The sequence below is a fragment of the Nocardia sp. NPDC050435 genome, from assembly GCF_040655395.1.
GTDB lineage: Bacteria > Actinomycetota > Actinomycetes > Mycobacteriales > Mycobacteriaceae > Nocardia.
This window is the reverse complement of sequence record NZ_JBFAJW010000001.1, coordinates 306,386-330,852: the sequence shown is the minus strand read 5'-3', so window position 1 is coordinate 330,852 and position 24,467 is coordinate 306,386. Positions and strand designations below refer to the sequence as shown.

The 24,467-nt window shown below is 68.7% G+C and carries 28 protein-coding genes; 16 read left to right on the top strand and 12 right to left on the bottom strand.

Annotation, left to right across the window (positions count from 1 at the left end; all coding sequences use genetic code 11):
- Positions 1-14: 14 nt before the first annotated feature.
- On the bottom strand, positions 15-686 hold the full coding sequence (locus AB0I43_RS01625; protein WP_356972439.1) for a PAS and ANTAR domain-containing protein: 672 nt from the start codon (positions 684-686) through the stop codon (positions 15-17).
- Between the two features lie 60 nt (positions 687-746).
- A complete protein-coding gene (locus AB0I43_RS01620; RefSeq protein ID WP_356972437.1) occupies positions 747-1,268 on the bottom strand; it encodes a MarR family transcriptional regulator in 522 nt (173 codons plus the stop codon).
- 54 nt (positions 1,269-1,322) lie between these two features.
- Between AB0I43_RS01620 and AB0I43_RS01615 the strand changes: the two genes are divergently transcribed.
- The 3 genes from AB0I43_RS01615 to fabG all read left to right on the top strand — a co-directional run bounded on the left by AB0I43_RS01615 (position 1,323) and on the right by fabG (position 3,357).
- Positions 1,323-2,039: an SDR family oxidoreductase gene (locus AB0I43_RS01615; protein ID WP_356972436.1), complete on the top strand. Its 717-nt coding sequence runs from the start codon at positions 1,323-1,325 to the stop codon at positions 2,037-2,039.
- Between the two features lie 88 nt (positions 2,040-2,127).
- Entirely contained in the window at positions 2,128-2,622 is a 495-nt protein-coding gene (locus tag AB0I43_RS01610; protein ID WP_356972435.1) for a phosphoribosyltransferase, read from the top strand.
- A gap of 36 nt (positions 2,623-2,658) precedes the next feature.
- Positions 2,659-3,357, top strand: a complete 699-nt coding sequence (fabG, locus tag AB0I43_RS01605; RefSeq protein ID WP_356972434.1) for a 3-oxoacyl-ACP reductase FabG — start codon at positions 2,659-2,661, stop codon at positions 3,355-3,357.
- A 137-nt stretch (positions 3,358-3,494) separates the two neighbouring features.
- Here the strand turns inward: fabG and AB0I43_RS01600 are convergent, their stop codons facing one another.
- Entirely contained in the window at positions 3,495-3,863 is a 369-nt protein-coding gene (locus AB0I43_RS01600) for a VOC family protein (RefSeq protein ID WP_356972433.1), read from the bottom strand.
- Between the two features lie 63 nt (positions 3,864-3,926).
- Here AB0I43_RS01600 and AB0I43_RS01595 point away from each other — a divergent pair, with 63 nt between their 5' ends.
- Positions 3,927-4,370, top strand: coding sequence for a MarR family transcriptional regulator (locus AB0I43_RS01595; protein ID WP_356972432.1), 444 nt, complete (start codon positions 3,927-3,929; stop codon positions 4,368-4,370).
- A 78-nt stretch (positions 4,371-4,448) separates the two neighbouring features.
- Positions 4,449-5,366, top strand: a complete 918-nt coding sequence (locus AB0I43_RS01590; RefSeq protein WP_356972431.1) for an alpha/beta fold hydrolase — start codon at positions 4,449-4,451, stop codon at positions 5,364-5,366.
- A 4-nt stretch (positions 5,367-5,370) separates the two neighbouring features.
- On the opposite strand, the gene AB0I43_RS01585 is transcribed toward AB0I43_RS01590, so the two are convergent.
- Positions 5,371-6,528 carry an ankyrin repeat domain-containing protein gene (locus AB0I43_RS01585; protein WP_356972430.1) on the bottom strand — a complete coding sequence of 386 codons (1,158 nt, stop codon included), beginning with the start codon at positions 6,526-6,528 and terminating at the stop codon, positions 5,371-5,373.
- A gap of 63 nt (positions 6,529-6,591) precedes the next feature.
- Positions 6,592-7,191, bottom strand: coding sequence for a TetR/AcrR family transcriptional regulator (locus AB0I43_RS01580; RefSeq protein WP_356972429.1), 600 nt, complete (start codon positions 7,189-7,191; stop codon positions 6,592-6,594).
- A gap of 72 nt (positions 7,192-7,263) precedes the next feature.
- On the opposite strand from AB0I43_RS01580, the gene AB0I43_RS01575 reads away from it, so the two are divergent.
- Positions 7,264-7,830 (top strand): maleylpyruvate isomerase family mycothiol-dependent enzyme, encoded by a 567-nt coding sequence (locus tag AB0I43_RS01575; RefSeq protein WP_356972428.1) that lies wholly within the window; start codon positions 7,264-7,266, stop codon positions 7,828-7,830.
- Positions 7,831-7,864: 34 nt separating this feature from the next.
- On the opposite strand, the gene AB0I43_RS01570 is transcribed toward AB0I43_RS01575, so the two are convergent.
- Complete coding sequence (locus tag AB0I43_RS01570) at positions 7,865-8,842, bottom strand: helix-turn-helix transcriptional regulator (RefSeq protein ID WP_357430974.1); 978 nt, start codon at positions 8,840-8,842, stop codon at positions 7,865-7,867.
- A gap of 226 nt (positions 8,843-9,068) precedes the next feature.
- Here AB0I43_RS01570 and AB0I43_RS01565 point away from each other — a divergent pair, with 226 nt between their 5' ends.
- On the top strand, positions 9,069-9,350 hold the full coding sequence (locus AB0I43_RS01565) for a hypothetical protein (protein WP_356972426.1): 282 nt from the start codon (positions 9,069-9,071) through the stop codon (positions 9,348-9,350).
- Positions 9,351-9,543: 193 nt separating this feature from the next.
- A complete protein-coding gene (locus AB0I43_RS01560; protein ID WP_357430972.1) occupies positions 9,544-9,975 on the top strand; it encodes a T6SS immunity protein Tdi1 domain-containing protein in 432 nt (143 codons plus the stop codon).
- On the opposite strand, the gene AB0I43_RS01555 is transcribed toward AB0I43_RS01560, so the two are convergent.
- The 3 genes from AB0I43_RS01555 to AB0I43_RS01545 all read right to left on the bottom strand — a co-directional run bounded on the left by AB0I43_RS01555 (position 9,972) and on the right by AB0I43_RS01545 (position 12,796).
- Entirely contained in the window at positions 9,972-10,190 is a 219-nt protein-coding gene (locus tag AB0I43_RS01555) for a DUF465 domain-containing protein (RefSeq protein ID WP_357430970.1), read from the bottom strand. The genes AB0I43_RS01560 and AB0I43_RS01555 overlap by 4 nt on opposite strands.
- A gap of 122 nt (positions 10,191-10,312) precedes the next feature.
- Positions 10,313-11,005 (bottom strand): DUF6198 family protein, encoded by a 693-nt coding sequence (locus tag AB0I43_RS01550; protein WP_357430968.1) that lies wholly within the window; start codon positions 11,003-11,005, stop codon positions 10,313-10,315.
- 33 nt (positions 11,006-11,038) lie between these two features.
- Positions 11,039-12,796, bottom strand: a complete 1,758-nt coding sequence (locus AB0I43_RS01545; RefSeq protein WP_357430966.1) for an adenine deaminase C-terminal domain-containing protein — start codon at positions 12,794-12,796, stop codon at positions 11,039-11,041.
- 162 nt (positions 12,797-12,958) lie between these two features.
- Here AB0I43_RS01545 and AB0I43_RS01540 point away from each other — a divergent pair, with 162 nt between their 5' ends.
- Complete coding sequence (locus tag AB0I43_RS01540) at positions 12,959-13,867, top strand: LysR family transcriptional regulator (RefSeq protein WP_356972420.1); 909 nt, start codon at positions 12,959-12,961, stop codon at positions 13,865-13,867.
- A gap of 66 nt (positions 13,868-13,933) precedes the next feature.
- Here AB0I43_RS01540 and AB0I43_RS01535 read toward each other — a convergent pair whose 3' ends face one another.
- Positions 13,934-14,503: a hypothetical protein gene (locus tag AB0I43_RS01535; protein WP_356972419.1), complete on the bottom strand. Its 570-nt coding sequence runs from the start codon at positions 14,501-14,503 to the stop codon at positions 13,934-13,936.
- 349 nt (positions 14,504-14,852) lie between these two features.
- Here AB0I43_RS01535 and zomB point away from each other — a divergent pair, with 349 nt between their 5' ends.
- The 7 genes from zomB (at position 14,853) to AB0I43_RS01500 (ending at position 22,777) form a co-directional block, all read left to right on the top strand.
- On the top strand, positions 14,853-16,598 hold the full coding sequence (zomB, locus tag AB0I43_RS01530; protein WP_357431160.1) for a flagellar motor control protein ZomB: 1,746 nt from the start codon (positions 14,853-14,855) through the stop codon (positions 16,596-16,598).
- Positions 16,599-16,629: 31 nt separating this feature from the next.
- Complete coding sequence (locus AB0I43_RS01525; protein ID WP_357430964.1) at positions 16,630-17,976, top strand: glycosyltransferase 87 family protein; 1,347 nt, start codon at positions 16,630-16,632, stop codon at positions 17,974-17,976.
- A 104-nt stretch (positions 17,977-18,080) separates the two neighbouring features.
- Positions 18,081-19,004: a TauD/TfdA family dioxygenase gene (locus AB0I43_RS01520; protein WP_357430962.1), complete on the top strand. Its 924-nt coding sequence runs from the start codon at positions 18,081-18,083 to the stop codon at positions 19,002-19,004.
- A 125-nt stretch (positions 19,005-19,129) separates the two neighbouring features.
- The gene (locus AB0I43_RS01515; RefSeq protein ID WP_356972414.1) at positions 19,130-19,774 is read left to right on the top strand and encodes an ABC transporter permease; all 645 of its coding nucleotides are present in this window, start codon (positions 19,130-19,132) and stop codon (positions 19,772-19,774) included.
- Entirely contained in the window at positions 19,771-21,075 is a 1,305-nt protein-coding gene (locus AB0I43_RS01510) for an ATP-binding cassette domain-containing protein (RefSeq protein ID WP_357430960.1), read from the top strand. Before AB0I43_RS01515 ends, AB0I43_RS01510 begins: the two co-directional genes overlap by 4 nt.
- Entirely contained in the window at positions 21,072-21,809 is a 738-nt protein-coding gene (locus AB0I43_RS01505) for an ABC transporter permease (protein ID WP_357430958.1), read from the top strand. Before AB0I43_RS01510 ends, AB0I43_RS01505 begins: the two co-directional genes overlap by 4 nt.
- Positions 21,806-22,777 (top strand): glycine betaine ABC transporter substrate-binding protein, encoded by a 972-nt coding sequence (locus AB0I43_RS01500; RefSeq protein WP_357430956.1) that lies wholly within the window; start codon positions 21,806-21,808, stop codon positions 22,775-22,777. The genes AB0I43_RS01505 and AB0I43_RS01500 overlap by 4 nt, the downstream gene beginning before the upstream one ends.
- Here AB0I43_RS01500 and AB0I43_RS01495 read toward each other — a convergent pair.
- Together AB0I43_RS01495 and AB0I43_RS01490 are read right to left on the bottom strand one after the other, a co-directional pair.
- A complete protein-coding gene (locus tag AB0I43_RS01495) occupies positions 22,774-24,000 on the bottom strand; it encodes an epoxide hydrolase family protein (RefSeq protein ID WP_357430954.1) in 1,227 nt (408 codons plus the stop codon). The two genes, AB0I43_RS01500 and AB0I43_RS01495, sit on opposite strands and share 4 nt — an antisense overlap.
- Complete coding sequence (locus tag AB0I43_RS01490; protein WP_357430952.1) at positions 23,997-24,446, bottom strand: MarR family transcriptional regulator; 450 nt, start codon at positions 24,444-24,446, stop codon at positions 23,997-23,999. The genes AB0I43_RS01495 and AB0I43_RS01490 overlap by 4 nt, the downstream gene beginning before the upstream one ends.
- Positions 24,447-24,467 lie beyond the last annotated feature (21 nt).

Sequence of the window (24,467 nt, the reverse complement as noted above, 5' to 3'; positions counted from 1 at the left end):
CGGCCTCGCGGTGATCAGTCGCGGTCGGATGACCGGTCGTGCAGGGCCAGCAACAGGTGGTCGAACGCGCCCACCGCCGAGCGCGGCGGCGGAGTCTTCTGCACGGCCGCGATCAGCGCCTCGGCGATCTCGGCCGGTTCCGCGCCGGTCTCCTGCGCGCGCCAGTTCAGCACCTTGCCCGCCTGGTCCGCGGTGATCGAATACATCAGGATCAGCACGCCCTTGGCCTGCTCGAGCACCGCGCGGGCCGCGACGACGTCGGGCACCACCGCGTCCAAGGTCTCGCGTTCGGCGGTCTCGAGGGTCTCGCTCAGATCGATGTAGTAGCCCCGGGCGCCGAGGGCGGCTCCGGCGTCGTCGAGGATGCGCTCGGAAACGATCATCACCTGATGCTGATCGCCCGCGGTGTCGAGAAACCGATGCCGGCTGGAGAACGCCTCGCCCTCGCGGATCGAGCGCGCGATGGACTCGGCGACCTGATGCCGGTCCTCGGGATGTTTGTGCGCCAGCATCAGTTCGGTGGTCGGTTCCACCTCGCCCGGGCGGTAGCCGTGCATGAGATACACCTCCGGCGACCACTCCCAGCGCTGGGAATCGAACCAGAACCGGAACTTCCCGAACCCCGGCCCGCCCGCGCCCAGCGGATCCCGCGCGCGGCCGGTCGACTCGTCACCAGTTCCTGTCACCCGGCCGATTATTCCGCCACCCGCACCGGATGCGCCGTCGCCGCGCGGCACCGGCGCCGATCAGAGCGGATCGCCGGCGGCCACCGTCGCGGCGAGCGCGCGCAGGCCCTGGACCAGGCCGGTTCGCTGGTCGCGGGTGAGGGTTTCGGTCAGGGCGGTCTCGTGGGCGAGCAGATCGCGGACCACCCGTTCGATCAGTTCGTGGCCCGCCGCGGTCAGGGTGACCAGCACGCCGCGGCGGGACGCGGCCGTGGGCGCCCGCAGGATCAGGCCCTCGGCCTCGGCCCGGGACAGTCGCTGGGAGATCGCGCCCGCGGTGACCAGGCTGCGCAGCGTGATCTGCCGGGTCGTGAGCTGGTAGGGGTGGCCGGCGCGGCGCAGGGTGCTGAGCAGGTCGAGGGTGGACTCGTCGATGCCGAGGCGGGCGAGGGTGCGGGCGCGTTCGTCGGCGAGCAGCTTGGCCGCCCGCCACAGCGGGGTGATCACCTCGATCGACTCGACGCGCGCGCCGGGCAGTTCCCGCTGCCACGCGGCGGCGATCTCGTGGGCGGTGGGCACCGCGTCGTCCTGCGCGGGTGGCATGTGGTCGGCTCCTTCGGTACGTTTAGTGCTAAATATAGACGAAGGAGGAAGCAGATGACCCGAACCATCGTGATCACCGGCGGCAGCCGCGGCATCGGACGCCAGGTGGCGCGACGCTTCGCCGACACCGGAGCCGAGGTCGTGATCACCGGGCGCTCCGGGCGCGTGCACGAGACCGCCGCGGAGCTGGGCGTCACCGGAATCGAGTGCGACGCGGGCGATCCCGCGGGGGTCGAGTCCTTCGCGGCGCGGCTGGCGGGTGGGGTCGACGTGCTGGTCAACATGGCCGGCGGCAACTCCGATCTCACCGCGCCCGCGCCGCGAACCCTCGAAGAGCTTGCCGCGCAATGGCATGCCAACCTGTCGGCGAACCTGCTGACCGCCGTTCTCACCACCACCGCCCTGCGCGAGCGGCTGCGGCCCGGCGGCGCGGTGATCAATGTCGGCTCCATCGGCGCCGAATACGCCTCGAGTTCCTACGGCGCGGCCAAAGCCGCTCTGGCCGCCTGGTCGGCGGGCTTGTCGGCCGAACTGGGCCCGAGCGACATCACGGTCAACCTCGTGGCTCCCGGCTACATCGAGGACACCGATTTCTTCCACGGCCGGCTCACCGACGAGCGCCGCGACCAGCTGATCGCCGCGACCCACGACAAACGCCCCGGCAACCCCGGCGACGTCGCCGGACTGATCGAATTCCTGGCCTCACCCCAGGCCCGGCACCTCACCGGTCAGACCATCCACCTCAACGGCGGCGCGTACACCACCCGCTGAGCGCGGCGAGCCCTTCGGACCCAGTGCGTGATCGGCGGGCGCGCGCGTGGTCTAGGTTCTTTTCCACCAGTATCGAAGGAGCCGCCACATGTCGGATCGGGAAGAACTCACCTGGGAACTGTTCGGGTCCGCGAGCCGCGCGCTCGCCGAGCAGATCGCCGGCGACGGGTTCGAGCCGGACCTCGTCCTGTCCATCGCCCGCGGTGGGCTGTTCGTCGCGGGCGCGCTCGGCTACGCCCTCGACGTGAAGAACCTGCACGTGATGAACGTCGAGTTCTACACCGGCGTGGATCAGCGCCTGGACCTGCCGGTCATGCTGCCGCCGGTCCCCCAGGCCGTCGATCTGGCCGGCGCCCGCGTGCTGGTGGCCGACGACGTCGCCGACACCGGGGCCACCCTGAAGCTGGTGCGCGACTTCTGCGCCGACAAGGTCGCCGAGGTCCGCTGCGCGGTCATCTACCAGAAGCCGCACTCGGAGGTCGACTGCGAGTACGTGTGGAAACGCACCGATCGCTGGATCAACTTCCCCTGGTCGGTCCAGCCGCCGGTCGTCACCCGCGCGGCCCAGGTGCTGGACGCGTAGGCTACCCGCGTCCCATCTGCTCGGAGGTCTGATCCAGTGCGTGTCCTTGTGACCGGAGCCAATCGCGGCATCGGAGCCGCGATCGCGAGTCGGCTTGCCGCAGAAGGGCATGTGGTGTGGGGGACGCATCGCGGGAGTGCGGTGCCGGAGGGGGTGCGCGGGGTCGAGTGCGATGTCACCAGTGACGAGTCGGTGGATGCGGCGTTCCGGGTGATCGAGACCGAGGACGGGCCGGTGGAGGCGGTGATCGCCAATGCGGGGATCACCGAGGACACGCTGGTCATGCGGATGAGCAGTGCGCAGTTCGGGCGGGTGATCGACACCAATCTGACCGGGGTCTTCCGGGTGGTTCAGCGCGCGACCCGCAATATGCTCAAGCAGCGCCACGGGCGCATCGTGATCATCGGCTCGGCCTCCGGCCTGTCCGGGATGCCCGGCCAGGTCAACTACACCGCGGCGAAAGCGGGTGTCGTCGGGATCGCACGGTCGCTGGCGCGCGAGCTGGGTTCGCGCAACATCACCGCGAATGTGATCGCGCCCGGTTTCACCGAGACCGACATGGCCGCCGCCGTCAGCGAAAAGGTTGTCGCGACGGCTCTTTCGCACATTCCGCTGGGCCGGTTCGGCAAGCCGGAGGAAATCGCGGCCACCGCCGCCTTCCTGCTCTCCCCCGGCGCCGCCTACATCACCGGCACCGTGATCAACGTCGACGGCGGAATCGGCATGGGGCACTGAGCCGTAGCGCATTACGTTTGGACGACGCCGGGGAACTCAACTCGGCTCCCAGCTATAGATCCAGGAACTTCCCCGCGTCGCGGCGACCACATTAACGGCGCCCGCGGCGGGCCGCCACTGAATTAAGCGACCAGCGTTCAGGCGCGGTCGTGCAGGGTGATTTGGTAGCCATCCGGGTCGGCGAAGGTGAACGTCCGGCCGAAGGGCCCGTCGATCGGCGCGGACACGATGGTGTGACCGTCGGCGACGAGCGCGTCGTGGATGGCCTGCACGTCGGTGGCGTGCAGCCAGATCGCGGCTCCGATGCCCGGTTGCGCGACGGCGCCGAGATCAGTGCCGGGAACGACGTCGCGCAGGGCGAACGCGATCGGCTTCGTCTCGAAGACGACGGCGTGCGGCGGGCCGGCCGGTGAGCGGACGAGGCCCAGGTACTGCTCGTAGAACGCCTGCGAGGCGGCGAGGTCGCGCGCTTGCAGCGAGAGGAAAACGGGTCCGGTGACAGGCATGTGAGCTCTCCCTTCATGTATGTCAGTCTCCTGACACATAAGACTGTATGTCAGAATACTGACATGAGTCAAGACGGGGTCGACCTGGAAACATCACTGGGCTACCTGCTGAAAGAGGCCTCGAGCGCCCTGCGCGCGGCCATGGAGGAAGTGCTGCGGCCCCTGGACATGAGCGTGACGCACTACTCCTGCCTCGAACTGCTGGCCCAGCGACCGGGCCTGTCGAACTCCGAGCTGGCGCGCGGCGCGTTCGTGACCCGGCAGACGATGAACGTGCTGCTCCAGACCCTGGAACGGGAAGGTCACGTGTCCCGGCCCGCCAAGGCGCCCGTCGGCAAGGTCCTGCCCACCCGGCTCACGCCCCTGGGTCGCCGGAAGCTCGAGAAGGCGACGGCGGCGGTCCGGTCCGTCGAGCTCAGGATGCTGGACGGGCTGAGCGAGACCGAGCGCGCCGGGGCGTCCCGGATCCTGCGCAGCATGATCGGGTCCCTGCGCGGCGGCGCGTAGCGCGGTTTCGGCGGTGAGCCGCTAAAGTTTCCCGCGCAGGTGGAACTGCAACGCGTTCCAATGGGGAGGGGAATCATCATGCCCGCGTGGCGAATCGGATCGGCGCTCTGTGCGGCGGTGGTAGCGCTCGGGGTGGGCCTCGCGCCCGCGCGAGCCGAACTGCCGGTGCAGTACAGCGTGCTCAGCGGAATACAGGCCGAGCTGGCGAACCCCGGCGGATCACTGCCGGGCAGCAACGACTGGCACTGCGCACCGACCGGAGAGCATCCGAATCCTGTGGTTCTGGTGCACGGCGGGGCCGGTGCGGGCGCGCAAACCAATTGGGGCACAGTCGTTCCGCTGCTGGCCAACGCGGGCTACTGCGTCTTCGCCCTGACCTACGGGGCGCTCGATCAGCCCTGGCCGGTCTCGGCGCTGGGCGGGCTGACCGGCACCGCCGAGCAGAACGCGCGCGTCGTCGGCGCCTTCATCGAACGGGTCTCCGACGCCACCGGCGCACCGAAGGTGGATATCGTCGGGCACTCGCTGGGCACGCTGCTGCCGAACTACTACGCGAAACGATTCGGCGGCGCGGCGCGGATCGATCGCTACGTCTCGCTGGCACCGCTGTGGCTGGGCACCTTCGGCGATCAGCTGGCCGTCGCCCGCGCCTATGCCGCGCAGCTGGGCGTCGGCCCGGCCCTCGAGGCGGCCCTGTCCGCCCAGCCCAGTGGGAACGAAGCGCAGACCGGATCTCGGCTGATGAACGATCTGCATTCCGACGGAATGTATGTTCCCGGCATCACCTACACAAATATCGCCACCAGACACGACCAGGTCGTGCTGCCCTACACCTCCGGACTACTCCCCGGTGACGGCGTTACGAACATCCTGCTCCAGGAGGGCTGTTCGCGGAATTCGGCTGATCATCTCGGCATCGTCGCCGATCCGCGCGCTACGGCCCACCTGCTCAACGCCCTCGATCCCCGGCATCCGCGACCGGTGCCCTGCGCCTGATCGATCACTGGTCGACGGAATACTCCCGGAGCAGGCGCTGCATGCCGACCATGCCCGCCGTGGTGGCGAGGCCCAGCGGTGTGCTGCCGTCGGCGGTTTCGGGAGCGATGGACGCGCCCGCGTCGAGCAGGGCCCGGGCGATCGCGGCGTGGCGGTAGACGACGGCGACGTGCAGGGCCGACCAGCCGTTCGAGGTGCGGGCGTCCGGGTTCGCGCCGGACTCGAGCAGTATTCTCGCGACTTCCACGCGGCCGTGGTCGGCGGCGATCAGCAACGGCGTCCAGCCGCTGTGATTCGGTGCGTCGCAATCGGTTCCGGCGTGCAGGAGGTCGCGGATCAGGTTCCCGTCGCCCGCCGCCGCGGCTCGGTGCGCGGCGGTCGCGCCCTGCTCGTCCGACGTCGCGTGGGTGCTGTGGGTGACCAGCAGCCGGATGTGATCGTGGCGCGCCGCGGAGATGGCGAGATCGCCCGGGGTGCGGTCGTGGGTGTCCCGCGCTCGCGGGTCGGCGCCGGCGGCGAGCAGCAGCGCGACGACCTCGGGTGGCTGGCGGCGTGTCGCGATGTGCAGCGGCGTGCCGCCCTCGGCGTCGCGCTGACCCGAAGCGACTGCGGCCGCCAGGAGCCCGGCATCGCGGCTGTCGAAGACATCGTTCAGGACCACGTATCCGTACTTGTCGACGGAATACAGGTCTGCGCCTGCCCGCAGCAGGAATCGCACCGACTCCGCGTCACGCAGGCGCACAGCTGTTCGCAATGCTCGATTGTCGCCGAACTCGACATCGGCCCCGGCTTCCAGCAGTTCCCGTACGAGGTCCGGTCGGCGACGTAGGACGGCCATACTTAGTGCGGTATCGCCCGAACGCGTGCAAGTGTCCGGATTCATGCCCTGCGCCAGGAAGATTCGGATCTCGTCGAAGGAGCCTGCCCCGATCGCGTTCCGCAACGGTTGATCCAGCCGGGACTGCTCGCCCCGGGCCAGAATCGCGAAGCAACCGGTGAGGCCCTCGCCCGAGGGATCGCGAGCCAATTCCCGCTCGATCTCGGCCGGGCTGTGCACCGGCGCCACCACCCGCCCGTCCAGCAGGCCGATCACGTGCTGCGCGCCCTGGCACCGAACATGGATCGCTCGCCGCAGCAAGGGTTCCTGGTCCGCTGTGCTCATCGAATTCTCCACCGGACTGACCAACTCCCACTTACCGTAGAAGATCGTTGCGCCACCCGGGAACTATCGCACTGACAGTCCGGCGACGCCTCGCATCGCGGCACGCCCGCGTTCGGCGGCCGCCGGGTCCGCGAGCAGCTGGATCTCCTGGTTGACGGCCATGGAGATACCGATGAGCATGGTGGCGACCTGCTCGGGCGGGTACTCAGCAGAATCACGCTGTGCCGCGGCGATTTCGGACACCAGGAAGGCCCGCCAGTCGATCACGACCGCGCGCAGCCGATCCCGCAGGACCCCCGGACGCCCATCCAGCTCGGCCGAAGCAGCCGTGACGAAGCAACCTCCGGGAAAGGGACATTCGGCCAGATACTCGATCCAGGCGTCGATCAGCCTGCCCAGGCGGTCCGCGCCGGGCGGCAATTCCACCAGCGGATCCACCACCGCGGCCCGGAAGATCCGCCCGGCCTGCTCCAGCGCGGCCGACTGCAAGTGCTCCCGCGACCCGAACGGCCCGAGCACCCCCGCCTTGCTCATGCCGAGCTGACCCGCCAGCGCCCCGATCGTCAAGCCCTCCAAGCCGATACACGAGGCTTCGGACACGGCCGCGCGCACGATCCGGTCCCGGGTGCGAGCGGCTTCGGCGACGGAATTTCGAGGCGACATGACACCACCATAGCGTCCGATCGTTCGCTATAGTTATAACGAACGATCGGACGCCAAAAGAGAGATGTACTGATGAGGGACCTACTACACCTGGACGCCGCCGCCTTGGCGCTGATCGCCCACGATGTCGCAACGCTTCCCGACGCGGCCCTGACCGCGCCGACACCCTGCACCGGCTGGACCGTCGCCGACCTGATCGACCACATGAACGAGCGCCACGAGGCGGTCATCGAATCGGTCCTCGACCCTCTCGAGCCCGAAACCGGCGATCCCCGCGACGGTTTCGCCCACACCGCCGCTCGGTGGATCGTCGCCATGGACCGCAGCGGCGACACCGTCGCCCTCCCCCAGCGCGGCCCCCTGCCCACCAGCACCGTCCTGTCCGTCCACTTCGTCGACATGCTCGTGCACCGCTGGGACCTCGCCCGAGCCCTCGCCCGCCCCTGCCCCGTTCCCGATCGGCTGCTCCGCCGCGCCCTGCCGATCGCCGAGTCGATCACCGCCCCGGGCAGCACACTCAACGGTCCCGGCGGCGCCTACCGGCCGCGCGTCGAGCGCGCCGGCGATCTCGGCGACATGGACACGATCGCGGCCTTTTTGGGCCGGGACCCGAATTGGCGCGCGCCCGTGCGGCACTGAGGCCCGTGCGGTACACGCGACCGAGCACCGGCGGTCAGTGGCCGAGTTCGTGTTTCGGGGAGACGCCGTAGGTTTCCTTGTAGAGCTGGGCGAAGCGGCCGGGGTGGGTGAAGCCCCAGCGGGCGGCGATGACGGCGACGGTGTATCCGTCGCTGGGCTCGGCGGCGCGCAGGTCGGTGCGGGCGCGGTCGAGGCGGACGCGGCGCAGGTATTCCAGGGGTGTCGTGTCGTGCTGGCTGCGGAAGGCGTTCTGCAGGGCGCGGACGCTGGTGCCGGCGTGGGTGGCCAGTTCCGCGATGGTGATCGGGCGGGCGGGGTTGGCCTGGAGGTAATCGATCGCGCGCTGGACCGCCGAGGTGGAGACGGCGCCGGGGCCGGGTTGCAGATGCAGGTCCATCGTGGTGTTGGGGAAGACCGCCAGCGCCGCCGCGGCCAGGGTGCGGGTGAGGTTGTGCACGACCAGCTCGGTCAGGACCGGTGAGTCCGGCGCGGTCAGTTCGTGGTGGGTGAGGTCGAACAACCGGCCCCAGAAGCGCTGGCTGCGAGAGTCTCTCGGCTCCAGCGAGGTGAAACGGAACCCGCCCGGGTCGACGCCGGATTCCGCGGCCAGCTCGACGAGCACGGCGTACGGGATGTGCAGCAGGTTCACGTCGTGGCTGTCGCAGTCGGCCAGGATCGGCACCCCGAACGGGAACATGGTCAGGTCGTTGCGGTGCTGCTGCAGGTCGTGGCCGCCGCCGCGCAGTCGCGCGCGCCCGCGCAGCGACCGCTCGAAATAGATGTGGTCCTCCAGCGGCGCGATCTGGCAGGTGTAGCCGATCGTGCTGCGAATCTCGGTCGCGATGACCTCACCCCACACCATGGCGCTGGTGCGCACCCGGCAGCGCGGTGGCGCCGCCCAGAACCGCAGCGCGTTGTCGGAATACATCTCGGACACGAAGGCAACGGTTTCCTCGGCGTCCCGGGAGGACAGTTCCTCCCGGCGCGCCTCGATCATCCGGTGCTGAGTCATGACAGAACCTCGTGGAGTGGGAAGCTCGCGATTTGCCCACCAGTATCCGCTCGAGCGCGCGCGAGGGTGCGCGAATCCCGTACTGCGCCTGCGACTTGTCCGGAAAACGACGCCGCCGGGCAGGGAAACTAGCCAGTCTGCGCAGAGTGGTCGATCGCGGCGCCGCCGCTTCCTACTGTCGAGTCATGCGTCCGACGTGGCACGTTGCGAGGGGAAGAGATCGTCGATGACCACCATCAACGAGGGACGGGTGCTGGCCGCGCTGCACGCCGGCACCACACCGCTGACCGTTCCGGGTTTCGAGAGCGTCACCCACCTGGACGTCAAGGTGATCCGCAAGGCCCTCACCTCACTCACCGCCTCGGGCCTGATCGAACCGACCGGCACGGCACCGGAGCCGAGCTGGGAGTTGACCGACCGGGCCCGGCGCTGGCTGGAAACCGCGATCGGCCGCGCGTCCCTGGATGTGCCGGCGATCGCTCCGCCGATCCCGGCCGGCGAGGGGTGAGCGCGCGAGCGGGGCGATGCTGATTCGACTGCGAATCGCGTGGCGGGCGATTCGGGCCCGCTGTTTCGCGCACACCGTCGGCCCGTTGACACTGCGCCCGCCCCGGCCGCCGTGCGGCACGGAGCCGGACCGCGCGGTGCGCGGCGAGACCGCGCGCGGCTGAGCCGGCTCCGGGCACTGCTAGGGTGCCCGGGTGGATCCGGACTGCTACCGGCTGATCGAGCTGCGTCCCCTCGGCGAGGTGATGCCGGCCTGGGAACCGCACTTCCCGCAGTACGACACGGTGCGCGGCTACTCCGAACTCGGGCACGTCTTCCTGCGCGACAGCGCGACGCGCGCGTACGCGGTGCTGCACCCGTACGAGGCGCGGGCCGAAAGTTACGGCCGCTTCCTCGATCTCGACGACTTCATCACCGACGTCCTGCTGGACCGGGTGTTCACGAAATACGTGCTCCGGCCGCCGCATGTGGCACAGATCCGGCGGCTGCTCGGCCCGCTGGCGGAGGGCGAGGTCTACATCGCCACGCCGTACCCGTTCCTCGGCGGCTCGGAGGAACCGGACGCGTACATGAAGGGCGATCTCTGGGTCTTCCTGGATCTGGTGGCCCAGAGCGTGGAGTTCTAGCCGCGCAGGTGCGCGACGATCTCGTCCTTCAGCTGTAGCCGTTCCATCTTCAGACCCGTGACGACCTCGTCGTCGCTGTAATCGCGCTCGGCGGCAACGACTTTCGCGTCGGCCTCCTGATACCGCTCGACCAGCCGGGACAGCCGGGGATCCGCCGCCGCCCGGGCGTCGAACTCCTGCTGGGTCACGTTCAGATCAGCGAGCAGGTTGTGCATGGTGCGCCCTCTCGACTCCGCGGACTCGGCTCTCGACCCAAGGTAGCGACCGGTGTTCGCGCCGTCGTGCCGACACGCACAGCGAAAAGCCGGACAGCGCACTGTCCGGCGTTTCGGCTTCGTTATTCCGCGACCGCCGGAGCGGGCGCTTTCCGGGCCGCGTATTTCCCGTAGAGGAAGAAATACAACTTCACGTACTGTCCGACGAGGATCGCGTTGATGATCGTGCCCTCCCGGATGAAATGCGGTGCGCCGAGGAACATCAGGCCGATGCTCGCCGACAGGGCCAGCAGCGTGCAGTCGAAGACGGTCTTGATATTGCCCCACTTCCAGCCGGTCTTCTGCTGGATGGTGTTGACGAACAGGTCGATGGGCATCAGCACCAGGTTGGCGCGGATCATCAGGAACAGTCCGAGTGCCAGCATCGCGTCGGCGAAGAAGAGCAGCACGAGATTGGCCGCATAAGGCTCCAGATGGATCCACTCGGTGACCATCAGATTGAAATCCAGCAGCAAGGCCAGGACCAGTGCCGGAACCATCGAGAGCAGGTTGCTCGCTTTGAAATTGCGCGGCCAGATCAAGAAGGTCAGCACGAGCATGATGACTTCGAGGATGAGATTGAAATTGCCCTGGGTGAGCGGCGGCAGCACCAGCGTCATCGTGCGGGTCAGGCTGCTCTGCGGGGAAATGCCGATACCCGCCCGGATCGCCAGGCTCAGGCCCAGCGTCAGAATGTAGATACCGGCGACGTAGATGATCCAGCGCCGCGCCTTGTTACCGGTGTCGACGACTGCGGCGTCTTTGTCGTGTTGCATAACGGTCGCATCCCTTGATTCGAAGTAGCCGGGCTACTTCATGAAGCCGAAGCGGTCGAGCGAGATGAACAGCGTCAGCAGTTTGTTGACCACCGGTTCGCCCTCGTTGTGATTGCCGAGCCGGGCCAGGGCCTCGTCGATCGAGCGGGTCGCCGTGACGAGTTCGGCCAGGTCCATATCGGCCATCACGCCGTAGAACTCCAGCGGCAGCACGGCTTTCGACTCGCCGTCGGCGGTCACCAGGCAGCCGCCGACCAGCGCGTCGAGCCGGCCCAGGTTGGCGGCCATCTCGGCGCTGTCGGTGCCGACGACGACGAAGTAGGCCGAGGGCGCGGGCCAGAAGGTGGACACGGCGCCGCGCTCGATCGAGACGCCCTTGAACAGTCCGTTGACCACGTGCCGCGCGCCGTCGGCGTAGCGCTGCACGACGGAGATCCGGTTGAGCCGCTCGCCCTCGTGCTCGGGGACCACCACGCCGTCGCGCAGCGGCACCCAGACCTCCTGGGCGAACTTCAGGTGCCCGCGTCCGTACACGTCGAAGAGCAGCACCTTCGCCTGGGTGCCGTCCTCGGAGACCTCGATCGGCGTGAGCTCGAGCTGCTCGGCGCGCAGGTCGGCGAGGCCGGGCCGGGGCTGCCGGGCCAGGACCGAGTAGTCCAGGCCGGCGGGACGCAGCAGCCTGCGGTCCTTGGCGACGAGCTCGCCGCCCTTGAACACATAGCGCGGGTTGATCTTCGAGAGGCTGTCGGTCAGGACGATGTCGGCGAAGCGGCCCGGGCTCAGCGAACCGAGGTCGCGGTCCTTGTGGAAGGACCGCGCGGCGTAGAGGGTGCCCATCTTGATCGCCTGGATCGGCGGCATGCCCATCTCGATGGCCAGCGAGATGACCCAGTCGATGTGGCCGTGGCGCAGCACGCGGTCCACCGAGATGTTGTCGGCGCAGAGCTGGAAGTTCTCGGCCGGCCAGCGGCGTTTGACGATGGCGCGCAGCATGGTCCGGATCACCTCGGGGCTGCCGACGCCGAATTTGATCTGGGTGTTCAGGCCGTAGCGGATGCTCTTCTCGATGTCGTCCTCGTTCCAGACATCGTGATTGTTGTCCACACCGATCGCGGGCATGTAGTTGAGCAGGGTGTCCGACAGGGCGGTGACGCCCCAGTGGCAGTTCACGAATCCGGCGTTCGCGCGGCCCAGGGCGGACTTGCGGAAATCGTCGGCGTTGCCGGTCATGTAGGACAGGTGGGCCAGCTCGCCGAGTCCGATGACCGGGTCCATCGCCAGCATCGCCTCGGTGACCTCGGTCGAGGTCTTCTTGCCGGGCGCGAAGGCGTAGAGCCGGTACGGCAGCTGCTCGTGCTCGTTGAACAGCACCTTCATCGCGTCCACCGCCTCCGCGCCGGCCGCGCTGGCGAAGTCGAGGGTCTCGCCGAAGACGGTGGTGGTGCCGCTGGGCACGATCGCCTCGCCGAAGGCCGCCGGGTGGGCGAGCTGGGATTCGAAATGCAGGTGCGTGTCGATGAGCCCCGGAATGGCGTAGAGGCCCTCGCCGTCGAAGACTTCGCGGAACCGGACGATCGTTTCGTCCGGATTCAGGGCGATGATCCGCTTTCCGTGTACCAGCAGCGAACCCGGATACACCGATTCGCTGTGCACGTCGAGAATCTGCAGATTGCGCAGCAGCAGATCGGCCTCCTGCTCGCCCTCCAGAATGCCGAAGATCGTCCGGACGTGGGCATCCTGGGCGGCCACGTCGGCACGTGGGGCGTCGGTCGTCGAATCATGTGTGCGCATAGTGGTCCTCGCATCGGTGGAGACGAATGTGCAGGTAAAGGCCGATCTGTGCGGCCGTTTCGCCTGGTATCGATAGAACTCGATCGGCACCGTTGCCCACAAGCATTCGTTTTCGCACGACATGTGCGCTTTTTTCGTACACTTCGCGCCAGGAGGTGCGTGGTGCTCCATTCACGGTTACTGCAATACATCGATGAGGTGGCCCGGCTCGGGTCCATCCGCGCGGCCGGCGCCCGGCTGCATGTCGCGCCCTCGGCGATCAACCGGCAAATTCTGTTGCTGGAGGCCGAACTCGATCAGCCGCTGTTCGAGCGACTACCCCGCGGTATGCGCCCGACGCCCGCCGGTGAGGCTCTCCTCGCGCATATCCGGCGCACGCTGCAGCAGTACCGGGAGACGGTCGCCGATATCCGCGATCTGCACGCCCTGGGCACCGGCGAGGTCGTGATCGCCACCATGACCGGCCTGGCCAGCGGGGTCGTGGCGACCGCGGCGGCGGCGTTCCGGGCCCGGCACCCGCAGGTCCGGATCTCGATCCGCACCATGTCCACGCTGGAGATCCTGCGGGCGGTGGAGGACAGCGAGGCCGATCTCGGGCTGGGCTTCAACGTGCCGACCTCGACGCAGATCGAGGTGTGCTGGCAACTCAACACCCGGCTGGGAGTCGTTGTCGCCCCGCATCATCCGCTGGCCGGGCTGGACACCGTCCCGCTCGCGCATTGCGCGCCGTATCCGCTGATCTTCGCCGACCGGTCCATGGTCATCCACGGCATCGTGGCCGAAGCCTTCGCCAACGCCGGCCTCGATCTCCAGCCGGCCTTCCACACCAATTCGATCGAGACCATGAAGCGCCTCGCCACCTCCGGCGACGCGATCGCCTTCCTCAGCGAGTTCGACGTCGCCGAGGAATTGCGGGACGGCCGCCTCGCCTACCGCCCCGCTCGCGACGCCTTCAGCAACAATGTCGTCTCCCTGGTGCGCCGGGAGAAGCACGGCCACGGACTGGCCGGCCTGCTGCTGGCCGACGAGATCGTCGCGGCCCTGCGCCCCGAACCCGCCCGCCCCGGCTGACCCGGGGCGAACGAAAAAGCGTGGGAGCCGCTGTGTTCGGCGCCCACGCTTTCCCGGTGGCGAGGGTCAGGGCTGGCCGCCCCAGTAGGCGTAGCCGGAATCGATGAGATCCTGTCCGCCACACTGAATTTCACCGATGATGGCGCCGATGATCGCACCGGGAATGATGCCGATGATGACGAAGAGGATGCCGACGGCGGCGCCGATCAGCGCGCCGATCCCGGCGCAGGGCGCGGCGCGGTTGAGCTCGTAGTTCCACCAGTCCATCGAGGAGTTGAAGTTCTCGCGGCGCAGCACCGGGGTGGTGGCGGCGAGGGTGAGCTGATGGCCGTCCTCGGCGATCGAGGCGGCCAGCGGGAAGCGCTTGCCGTCGGCGGTGATCGAGAGCGGGATGGTGGCGACCGTGGCACCGGCGTCGTCGTGCAGCAGCACCGCCGAGTTGGCGGCATCGAGGGTGAAGGCGCCGCCGGTGACGGTGGTGACCAGCGCACCCGCCTCGGGATGGGAGTCCAGGCTGTAGCCGATGCCCCGATCCGTGCCGTGCGTGCCGGGATCGGCCTGTGCCGGTGCGGCCGAGAGCAAGCCGGCGGCGAGACCGGCGCAGGTGAGAGCGGCGACCGCGAACCTCGTATACATGAACCACTCCTTCGGGTGTGAGCGATGCATTCTTCGACGATGGGGGAACACGCGCTGGGGTGAATGTAGCGGTAAATGGACCCCCCGCCCCGCAGGCAAGGGCAAATGAGCCGCTATCTTGTTTTCTCGCCGCTCGGAGCGGAGGGCCGGTCCCAGCCCGACCTGATCGGCGCCCCGTCCTACCGTCCCACGCTCAACTCCCGTCACACAGGTGTGCCGGCGGGTGTCCTCGCACGCTCGCTCGGATCGGAGGGTTCAGATGTCGCTGTCGGTATTGCCTCCCGCCCCACCGCGGCTCGATGCCGCGCTGCCGCTGCCGCTGCCGGACCTCGCGCCGCGCCGGCCCGGAATGCTCGGGCGCGCAGCGCTGTCCGGCGGCATCGCGCTCGCCGCGACCACGTTCGCGCTCGCGGGCTGGCACCGGCGCTGGATCGCCGACGACGGACTCATCGTGCTGCGCACCGTGCGGAACCTGCTGGCGGGCAACGGCCCGGTGTTCAACGCCGACGAGCGCGTGGAAACCAACACCAGCGCCCTGTGGACCTATGTGGTGTGGTTCTTCGGCTGGCTGACGCAGGCGCGCCTGGAATACGTCGCGCTCGGCGCGGCGCTCGGCCTGTCGGTGCTGGCGCTGGTCGTCGCGATGCTCGGTTCGGCGCGACTGTGGGGCGGATCCGCCTCCGCCGTGCTGGTTCCGGCGGGCGCGATCGTCTATCTCGCGCTGCCGCCGGCGGCCGACTACGCCACCTCGGGGCTGGAGACCGGCCTGGTGCTCGCCTGGCTGGCGGTGCTGTGGCTGCTGCTGGTGCGCTGGTCGCAGCGGGCGGGAGGCGTTGTCGCGCCCGTGTTCTGGGCGGGGCTCGCACCCCTGGTCCGGCCGGAGCTCACGGTGGTCGGCGGCCTGGCGCTGCTCCTGCTGATCTTCGCGCCGCGGCCGTGGGCGGCGCGGGCACGGCTGATCGGCGTCGCGGGACTGGTTCCGGTCGGATACCAGATCTGGCGTATGGGCTACTACGGACTGCCCTATCCCAATACCGCCGTCGCCAAGGACGCCGGTGGGGCGAAGTGGTCCCAGGGCTGGATCTACCTGGCGGACTTCGCGGGTCCGTATCGGCTCTGGCTGCCGCTGCTGATCCTGCTCGCCGCGGTGGTGTTCGTCCTGCGCCACCGCGTCCGGCGCGAGGGCCCCGCCGCCCGGTGGCGCTCCCCCGCCGCCGTCGTCGCGGTCATGGTCGGCAGCGGAATCGTGCTCACCGTCTACGAATTGCGCGTCGGCGGCGATTTCATGCACGGCCGCATGCTGCTGCCGCAGCTGTTCTGCCTGCTGCTGCCGGTACTGGTGCTGCCGCTGCCCGCGTTCGGAAAGCGCTGCCTGCCACTGCTTTGCGCGGTGGCGGGTCTCCTCGCATGGGCGGTGTCGGCCGCGCACACCACGGCCGTGACCTCCCGCACCGAGATCCGTGCCAACGGCATCGTCGACGAGCGCATCTACTACGTGCTCAACACCGGACACGATCACCCCATCCGCGCCGAGGACTACCTCGACTATCCACGGATGCGGCCGATGCTCCGGGATATCGCCGACACGCCCAACGGCGGGCTGTTGGTCAACCTGCCCGATCAGACATACTGGTATGTCGTTCCGCCCCCGCAGCCCATTCCCGAGGGCGGCGCGGGCCATACCGTGTTGTTCCTCAATCTAGGGATGACCAGCATGAATCTGCCGTTGTCGGTACGCGTCATCGATCCGGTCGGCCTGGCGTATCCGCTGGCGGCGCATACCGATCGGCTCACCGACGGCCGCATCGGGCACGACAAGCACCTCGACGCCAGCTGGGCGGTGGTCGACGCCGGCGTGGTCGACAGGCATCCCTGGCTGGCCGCGCACATCGACCCGGCCTGGGTGCGCAAGGCGCGCACGGCCCTGTCCTGCCCCAGCACCCAGGATCTGCTGGCCGCCACCCGTGCCCCGCTCACCCCGACCCGCTTCCGGCACAACATCATGCAGTCGCTGACCTTCGCCGCCACCGAGATCGATCGCATTCCGGCCTACGAGATCGCGCGCTGCCGCCTGACCCCGCCGGTACCGAACTGACCCCGACCAGACCCGAGGATCCCGAACCGGAATGACGATGACGGCACGCGAGCGAGGAAACCCGGCGATCGCGGCCGAATCGGCTCCGCGACAGGATATTTCGACCACCGCACTGGGCATCGCGGTGCTGGCCGCGGTGGCGGCGCTGGCCTGGCACGTCTCCGCGATTCCGCTCGGCAGCCCGTACTACGGGCTGTTCAACAACGATGTCGACCAGTACGTCTATACCGCGGGCGGGGAGGCCGTCCGCTACGGCGTCAGCCTGTACGACACCCCGGTGTTCTTCGACATGGAGTTCACCTACACGCCGTTCGCCGGGTTGCTGTTCGTCGTGTTCACCTTCGCCGTCCCGGCCGTGGCGAAAGCCCTGTGGTGGCTGGCGATCATGGCGGCCCTCGTCGCGCTGGTCGCGCTGTGCCTGCGCGCCCTGCAGTACCGGAACAGCACGCGCACCTGGGTTTTCGCGCTCGCGCTGGCCGTGGTGTGCACCGCGCTGGAACCGGTCCGGTCCACGATCTGGCTCGGGCAGATCAATATCTTCCTGGTCCTGCTCGTGGTCTGGGACCTGACCCGCCCGCGCGCGGCGAAGCTGCGCGGCGCGGCGGTCGGCCTCGCGGCGGGCATCAAATTGACGCCCGCGTTCTTCCTGGTCTACCTCGCCTGTACCCGGCAGTGGCGGGCGCTGGGGCTGGCGGCCGCCGCCTTCGCGGGCACGGTCGGAATCGGATTCCTGGTCCGGCCCACCGATTCCACCACCTATTGGGGTCGCCAGTTCGACGCGACCGGGCGGGTCGGCCCGGTCGACTCCCCCGCCAATCAATCCGTCAACGGCATGCTCGCGCAGCTGCTGCGCTTCTACGAGGTGGACCGCTACGCGGTGCCGAGCCCGGCCGCGACGGTCTACGTGCCGCCTACCTGGATGTGGCTGGCTGTGGCGCTCCCGCTCGTCGCGCTGGGGCTGACGGCGGCGGTGCGCGCGTACCGGTCCGGGCGGATCCTGCTCTCGGTCACCCTCGCGGGCATGGCGTCGGCGTGCGCCTCCCCGTTCTCCTGGGGGCACCACTGGGTGTGGTTCGTGCCGTTGCTGGTGCTCGCGCTGGACCGGGCCCGGACCAGCCGCACGCTGCGCGCCTGGACGCTGCCCGCGCTCGTCGTGCTCGTCAGTTTCTGCTGGTGGTGGAACTATCCCGGGCGCGGGCCCATCCGCGACGCACCGCACCCGATCGGTCTCGGCCTGTTCATGCTGCCGCGCGAGGACGTGCCGGACTGGTGGGCCCAGCTCGCCGTGCCGTTCTACTCCAGTTGCTATCTGCTGCTCTATGTCGCCGCGGCTGTCTATGTCCTGCGGGCGAGTCGATCCGCTGCGACGCGCCCCTGACCGCGTGGACCGGAGTTCGACTCGGGCTGACTCGAAGGGTGGGCACGGCGCTGTCCGGATGGTTTCATTCGCGCTGAGCACTGGTTCGAGGGAAAGGCGCGTACATGTCGAGCTTCGCAGATTCCGGGACCGCGCCGCGGGTGGTCAAGCTCGGCGCGCATATCGGCGCGCGCGTCGAGGGCGTGCGGCTCGGCGGCGATCTGGACGCGCGCACGGTCGCGGCGATCCGGGCCGCGCTGCATGAGCACAAGGTGATCTTCTTCCAGGGTCAGCAGCATCTGACCGAGGACGCGCAGTACGAATTCGCCGAGCTGCTCGGCACCCCGACCACGCCGCATCCGACGCTGGCGGCGGGCGCGAAGAGCCTGGCCATCGATTCCCAGCACGGCCGCTCCAACGTCTGGCACACCGACGTCACCTTCGTCGACCGGGTGCCTGCGGCCTCGATCCTGCGGGCGGTCGCCCTGCCCAGCTACGGCGGCTCGACCACCTGGGCCTCGACGGTGGCCGCCTATGCCGCGCTGCCGCAACCGCTCCGGGTGCTGGCCGAGAATCTGCGGGCCCGGCACAGCAACCGCTACGACTACGCCGGGGAGGGCCGCGCGTCGGAGCAGAATTCCGCGGCCTACCGCCGGGAATTCGAGGCGACGTACTTCGAGACCGAACACCCGGTGGTCGAGGTGCATCCGGACACCGGAGAGCGCGCGCTGCTGCTGGGCTGCTTCGTCAAAGAACTCGTCGGGCTCTCGGGCAGCGAGTCGCGGGCGCTGTTCCAGCTGTTCCAGCACCGGATCACCCGGCTCGAGCACACCACCCGCTGGGACTGGTCGCTGGGCGACGTCGCCATCTGGGACAACCGCGCCACCCAGCACTACGCCATCGACGACTACGACGGCAGCGAACACCGCAGGCTCACCCGCATCACGCTCGCGGGCGACATCCCGGTCGGCGTCGACGGACGGCCCAGCCGGGTGGTGGCCGGTGACGCCGGGTCCTACGCCCCGGTCGAGGTGCCGCGCGCGGCGTAAGGCCACAACGCCATAACGGCGTGTCGCGCCCAGCGCGCCGCCACGAGCCGAGCGCGCGCGATCGACTAGGGTCCAGAGGCTCACGAATCTGGAACCGACCGGTCTGCGGCCGACAAGGGGATCCCGTGCATCTGTGGAGCTACATCCGGGGGCGGGGTGAAGTCCTGGCGTTCCTCACCTATCAGCACGCGTCGCTGGCCTTCCAGACCGTGCTGGTCGGCACCGTCATCGCCGTGCTCATCGCGATCGCGGTCTATCGGCTGCCGCTGCTGTCCTCGCTCACGCTGACCTCGAGCCGGGTCGCGCTGACCATTCCCTCGCTGGCGCTGCTGGCCCTGCTGCTGGTCCCCTTCGGGCTCGGCGTGGTGCCCTCGTTCCTGATGCTGGCGTTCTTCGCGATGCTGCCGGTGATCGGCAACGCCATCGTGGGCCTGCGCTCGGTGCCGAGTTCGGTGATCGAGTCCGCGCGCGGGATCGGATTGTCGCGCCGGCGCATCCTGTTCACCATCGAACTGCCGATCGCGTGGCCGGTCATTCTCACCGGCATCCGGGTGTCCACGCAGATGGTGGTCGGCGTCGCCGCCATCGTCGCCTACGTCCTGGGTCCCGGGCTGGGCTCGCTCATCTTCAACGGCCTGTCCCGGCTCGGCGGCGCCAATGCCCTGGAAATGGCGCTGACCGGCACCCTGCTCATCATCGCGATCGCGTTGGTGTTCGACGCGCTCCTCGTCCTGCTCGGACGTCTCACCATCGCAAAGGGACTCTCATGACCGAGGAAGTGACCACCCGGACGGTTCCGTCGGAACGCAATGTGACCGGCGCGTCCATCCGGCTGGAAGGCGTCGTCAAACGCTATCGGGGACAGGACGAGCCGGCGGTCGAGCGCCTGGACCTGGAGATCGAGGCGGGCCAGATCGTGGCCTTCGTCGGGCCGTCCGGCTGCGGCAAGACCACCACCCTGAAGATGATCAATCGGCTGATCGAGCCGACCGAGGGCCGCATCCTCATCGACGGACGCGATGTCACCAAGGAGGATCCGGACAAGCTGCGGCAGTCGATCGGCTACGTCATCCAGTCCGGCGGCCTGTTCCCGCACTGGTCGGTGGCCAAGAACATCGGCGCCATCCCGCGCGTGCTCGGCTGGGACAAGCAGCGCATCGCCGAACGCACCGAGTATCTGCTGGACCTGGTCGGGCTGGACCCGGCGACCTTCGCCGACCGGCTGCCCAAGGACATGTCCGGCGGCCAGCAGCAGCGCGTCGGCGTCGCGCGGGCGCTGGCCGCCGACCCGCCGGTGCTGCTGATGGACGAGCCGTTCGGCGCGGTCGATCCGATCACCCGGGTTCGCTTGCAGGACAGCCTGATCGCCATCCAGCACGAGCTCGGCAAGACGATCGTGATCGTCACCCACGATTTCGAAGAGGCGACCAAGCTCGGGGACAAGGTGCTGATCCTGTCCGAGGGCGGGCACATCGAGCAGTACGCGACACCGGAGGAGATCCTCACCGATCCGGCCACGCCGTTCGTCGAGGAGTTCGTCGGGTCCGGGGCGAAACTCGCGTACCTGACGGTGTCGCGGGTGCGGGACGTGGAGTACGACAAGGTGTTCACCGCGCGCATCGGCGAGCCCTCGCAGGAGGTGATCGCCCGGGCGCGCGCGGCGGGCCACGATTGGATCGTGGTGGTCGACCGGGCCGGGCGACCGCGGTCGTGGCCCTCGCTCACCGAAGTCGCGACGAAGCCCGAGGTCTCGGACTTCCTGGATCGGCGGCTGCCGGTGGTGGCCCGGTCCTCGACGCTCAACGACGCCTTCGACGAGATGCTCGCGACCAGCCAGGGTGCGACCCTGGTGACCGACGGGCGTGGCGCGGTGGTGGGGTCGCTCAGCATCGGGGCGGTGACCGAGCTGATCCGCAACAAGCTCGCCGAGGGGCACCCCGAGGACGAGGAAGACTCCTACGAAACCTATGTCGACGGCACCGATCCCGCGCCGACGCCGGTGGTGGCCGCCGAGGACGAACCCGGATCCGTGGCCTCGACCGCGCCCGGGGAATCGGCCGGGCCGGCATGAACCGGCTGCGCCGCCTGCCGATCGACGTCTGGTTCGAACCGGTCATCATCCTGGCGATCGGGATCGGCTATGTGCTCTGGTACCGGTCCACCACCTTCACCTCGACCGAGCAGGCATCGCTGGCCTGGGCGAACCTGCAGTCCACGATTCTCGCGCACATCAAGCTGACCGTGGTGGCCACGCTGATCGTCGTCGTGGTGGCGATACCGCTCGGGATCGCGCTGACCCGGCCCGCACTGAAACGGCTGGAGCCGTTCGCGGTGAACCTCGCCAATATCGGCCAGGCCGCGCCGGCGGTCGGGCTGCTGGTGCTGTTCACCTTCTGGCTCGGCACCGGATTCCGCACCGCCGTCATCGGTCTCGTCGTCTACGCGATCCTGCCGATCCTGCAGAACACCATCATCGGGCTGCGGCAGGTGGATCAGCGCACCATCGAGGCCGCGCGCGGCATCGGGTTCTCGGCCGCGCGCACCCTGGTGCAGGTCGAGTTGCCGCTGGCGGTGCCGGTGATACTCAACGGCGTGCGCACCGCGCTGGTCATCCTGGTCGGCACCGCGACGCTCAGCACGTTCATCGGGGCGACCAGTCTCGGCACGCTGATCACCACCGGCGTCACGCTGTTCCTGCCCAAACTGCTGATCTCCGGCGCGATTCTGGTCGGTCTGCTGGCGCTGGTCATCGACTGGCTCGGCCGGCTGGTCGAATTGGCCGCGACCCCGCGAGGTGTGGCATGAGGCCGATGCGCGCCGGAGCGCTTGCGCTACTGGTGATTTCGCTGCTCGCCGGCTGCGGGCTGGTGAGTTCGTCGGGCACCTTCCACGACGCGAGCCTGCCGGACGGGCAGCGTCCTCTGGACGGGGCGGAGCTGGTCGTCACCTCGAAGAGCTTCACCGAGGGCGTGCTGCTCGGCAAGATCACCGCGACCTACCTGGCCGCAGCCGGGGCCACGGTGACCGACCTGACCGGCGCGCCGGGATCGGCGTCCTCGCGCCAGGCCCAGCTCAACGGCGACGCCGACATCCTGTGGGAGTACACCGGCACCGGCTGGGTCAACTATCACAACGAGACCGAGACCATCGCCGACCCGCGGGAACTCTGGCAGCGCGTGCACGACATCGAGAAGCGCGACTACGACCTGGAATGGCTGCCGCCCGCCAACTTCAACGACACCTACGCTTTCGCCGCCGCCGGCCCGACCGCGCGGCGACTGAACGTGCAGTCGCTGTCGGAGGTCGCCGCCCTCCCCGTCGGCGACCGCACCTTCTGCGTCGACGACGAATTCTTCAGCCGCTCCGACGGTTTCCTGCCGATGCTGGAGAAATACGGCATGCCCTACAACACCCCGGACGGGGTGCCCGCGGGCAATGTCACCCGGATGGACGCCGGCGTCATCTATCCCTCCACGGCCAAGAGCGCACCCTGCAACTTCGGCATGGTCTACACCACCGATGGCCGGGTCAAGAACCTCGACCTGACCGTCCTGGACGACGACAAGAAATACTTCCTGCCCTACAGCGGCACCGCCGTCGTCCGCGGCCCGATCATCGAGCAGTACCCCGCCCTGCGCCCCCTGCTCGGCACCCTCTCCGAACGCCTCACCGACCAGCTCATGCAGGACCTCAACGGCCGCGTCGACATCGACGGCGAGGACCCCGCCGACGTCGCCTACGACTGGTTGCGCAGCGAGAAACTGATCGACTAGGACCGGCGCGATCGGAAGGTGCGCACCAGATCGGCAGTCCAGCGATCCGGGATCTCCCAGGGGATGAAGTGCCCGCCGACCGGGTGGGCGGAGATCTCGACATGGTTGTACCAGGGCGCACGATCACCGGCCAGAAACGACGCGATGCGCTCCTCCGAATCGGCCACGCCCGGCGGATTCTCGTAATCGACGAAGGTGATCCCGGTCGGCGCCTCGACAATCGGAGTGCGGTCGTGGACGGGAGTCCACGGATAGCGATTGTTGTTGGCGTAGGTGCGAATGGAGCTGGCGATCCCGTTGCCGGTCCAGTAGATCGTGGCGTGCGTGAGCAAGTCGTCGCGGGTGAAGACCGAGTAGATGTCGCCACCGTTGTCGGACCACTTCATCCAGCGCTCCAGGATCCAGGCGAGCATGCCGACCGGCGAGTCGGACAAGCCGAACCCCAGGGTGCTCGGCGCGAGGACATGGGCGGCGAGGTGCCCGGCGAAGCGGTTTTCGATGTCGACCAGACGACGACGCAGATCGGCGGGCAGATCGGGTGGAATCGGCCGGCCGCCGGACAGATCCCAGGCGCGGTCGCCGGTGAAGAAATCGAGTTTCAGGGCGGACCCGATGTGTATGCCGCACAGCGAGTCCGCGTATTTGTGGCCGAGTTGGCCGGTGACCAGCGCGCCGACATCGCAGCCCGCGGCCGCGTACCGGGTATGGCCGAGCACGCCGGTCATCAACTCGTGCCAGAGGTCGGCGATCTTCCAGAAATTCATGTCGGGAAGCGTCGGAGTCGAGTAGCCGAAGCCCGGCAACGACGGAATGATCACCTCGAAGGCGTCCGCCGGGTCGCCGCCGAAAGCGGCCGGATCGGCGAGCCGGTCGACGACTTTGGACCAGTGCCAGAACGTCCAGGGCCAGCCGTGGCTGAGAATCAGCGGGACGGTGCGCGGTCCGATTCCGGGCTTGCGCATGAAATGCACGCGAGCACCGGAGACCTCGACGAAGTAGTGCTCATAGCTGTTGATCGTCTTTTCCGCTGCGCGCCAGTCGTATCCGTCCGCCCAGTACTCGGCCAGCTCCTGCAGCAACGCTCGGGGCACGCCGTAGCGGCCGTCTTCGTTCCCGATATCGTCGGGCCATCGGGTGGCCCGCAGCCGTGACCGCAGGTCCTCGAGCACGCGCTCCTCGACGGCGATGGGCTCGGGCGTCAACTGGTGCCCGCCGATGCTCATAGCTGGGGCCCTTCGCCGGGCTCGTCGGCGAGATGAACTATGCGGTCGAAGATCTCGGCCACGCCGAGCAACTGAACGCGGTCTTCGGGCGAGAGACGCTCGAGCAATACACCCAGGCGCCGGGCGCGGTCGGTATGGCGCTCGCGCACCAGGGCTTGCCCCGCATCGGTCAGCGACAGCACCGCCGCCCGGCCGTCCAGCGGATCCGGTTCGCGCCGCATCAGACCGTCGTCCGCCAGCTTGGCCACTGCCGAGGTGAGCGCCGGTTGCTTGATCTGTTCTGTCCGGACGAGATCGCTCAACCGGCAGCTGCCAACCCGGGACAGCGTGTGCAGCACCGACAGCGCGGAGAAGCTCAATCGGCCCGAGTCCGGCAGTCGGATGAACACCGAGTTGAAGTTTTCGAGAGCGAGGGTCAGCCGCTCGACAGCCTGAACGTCGTCCACGACGAAACTATATCAACTATC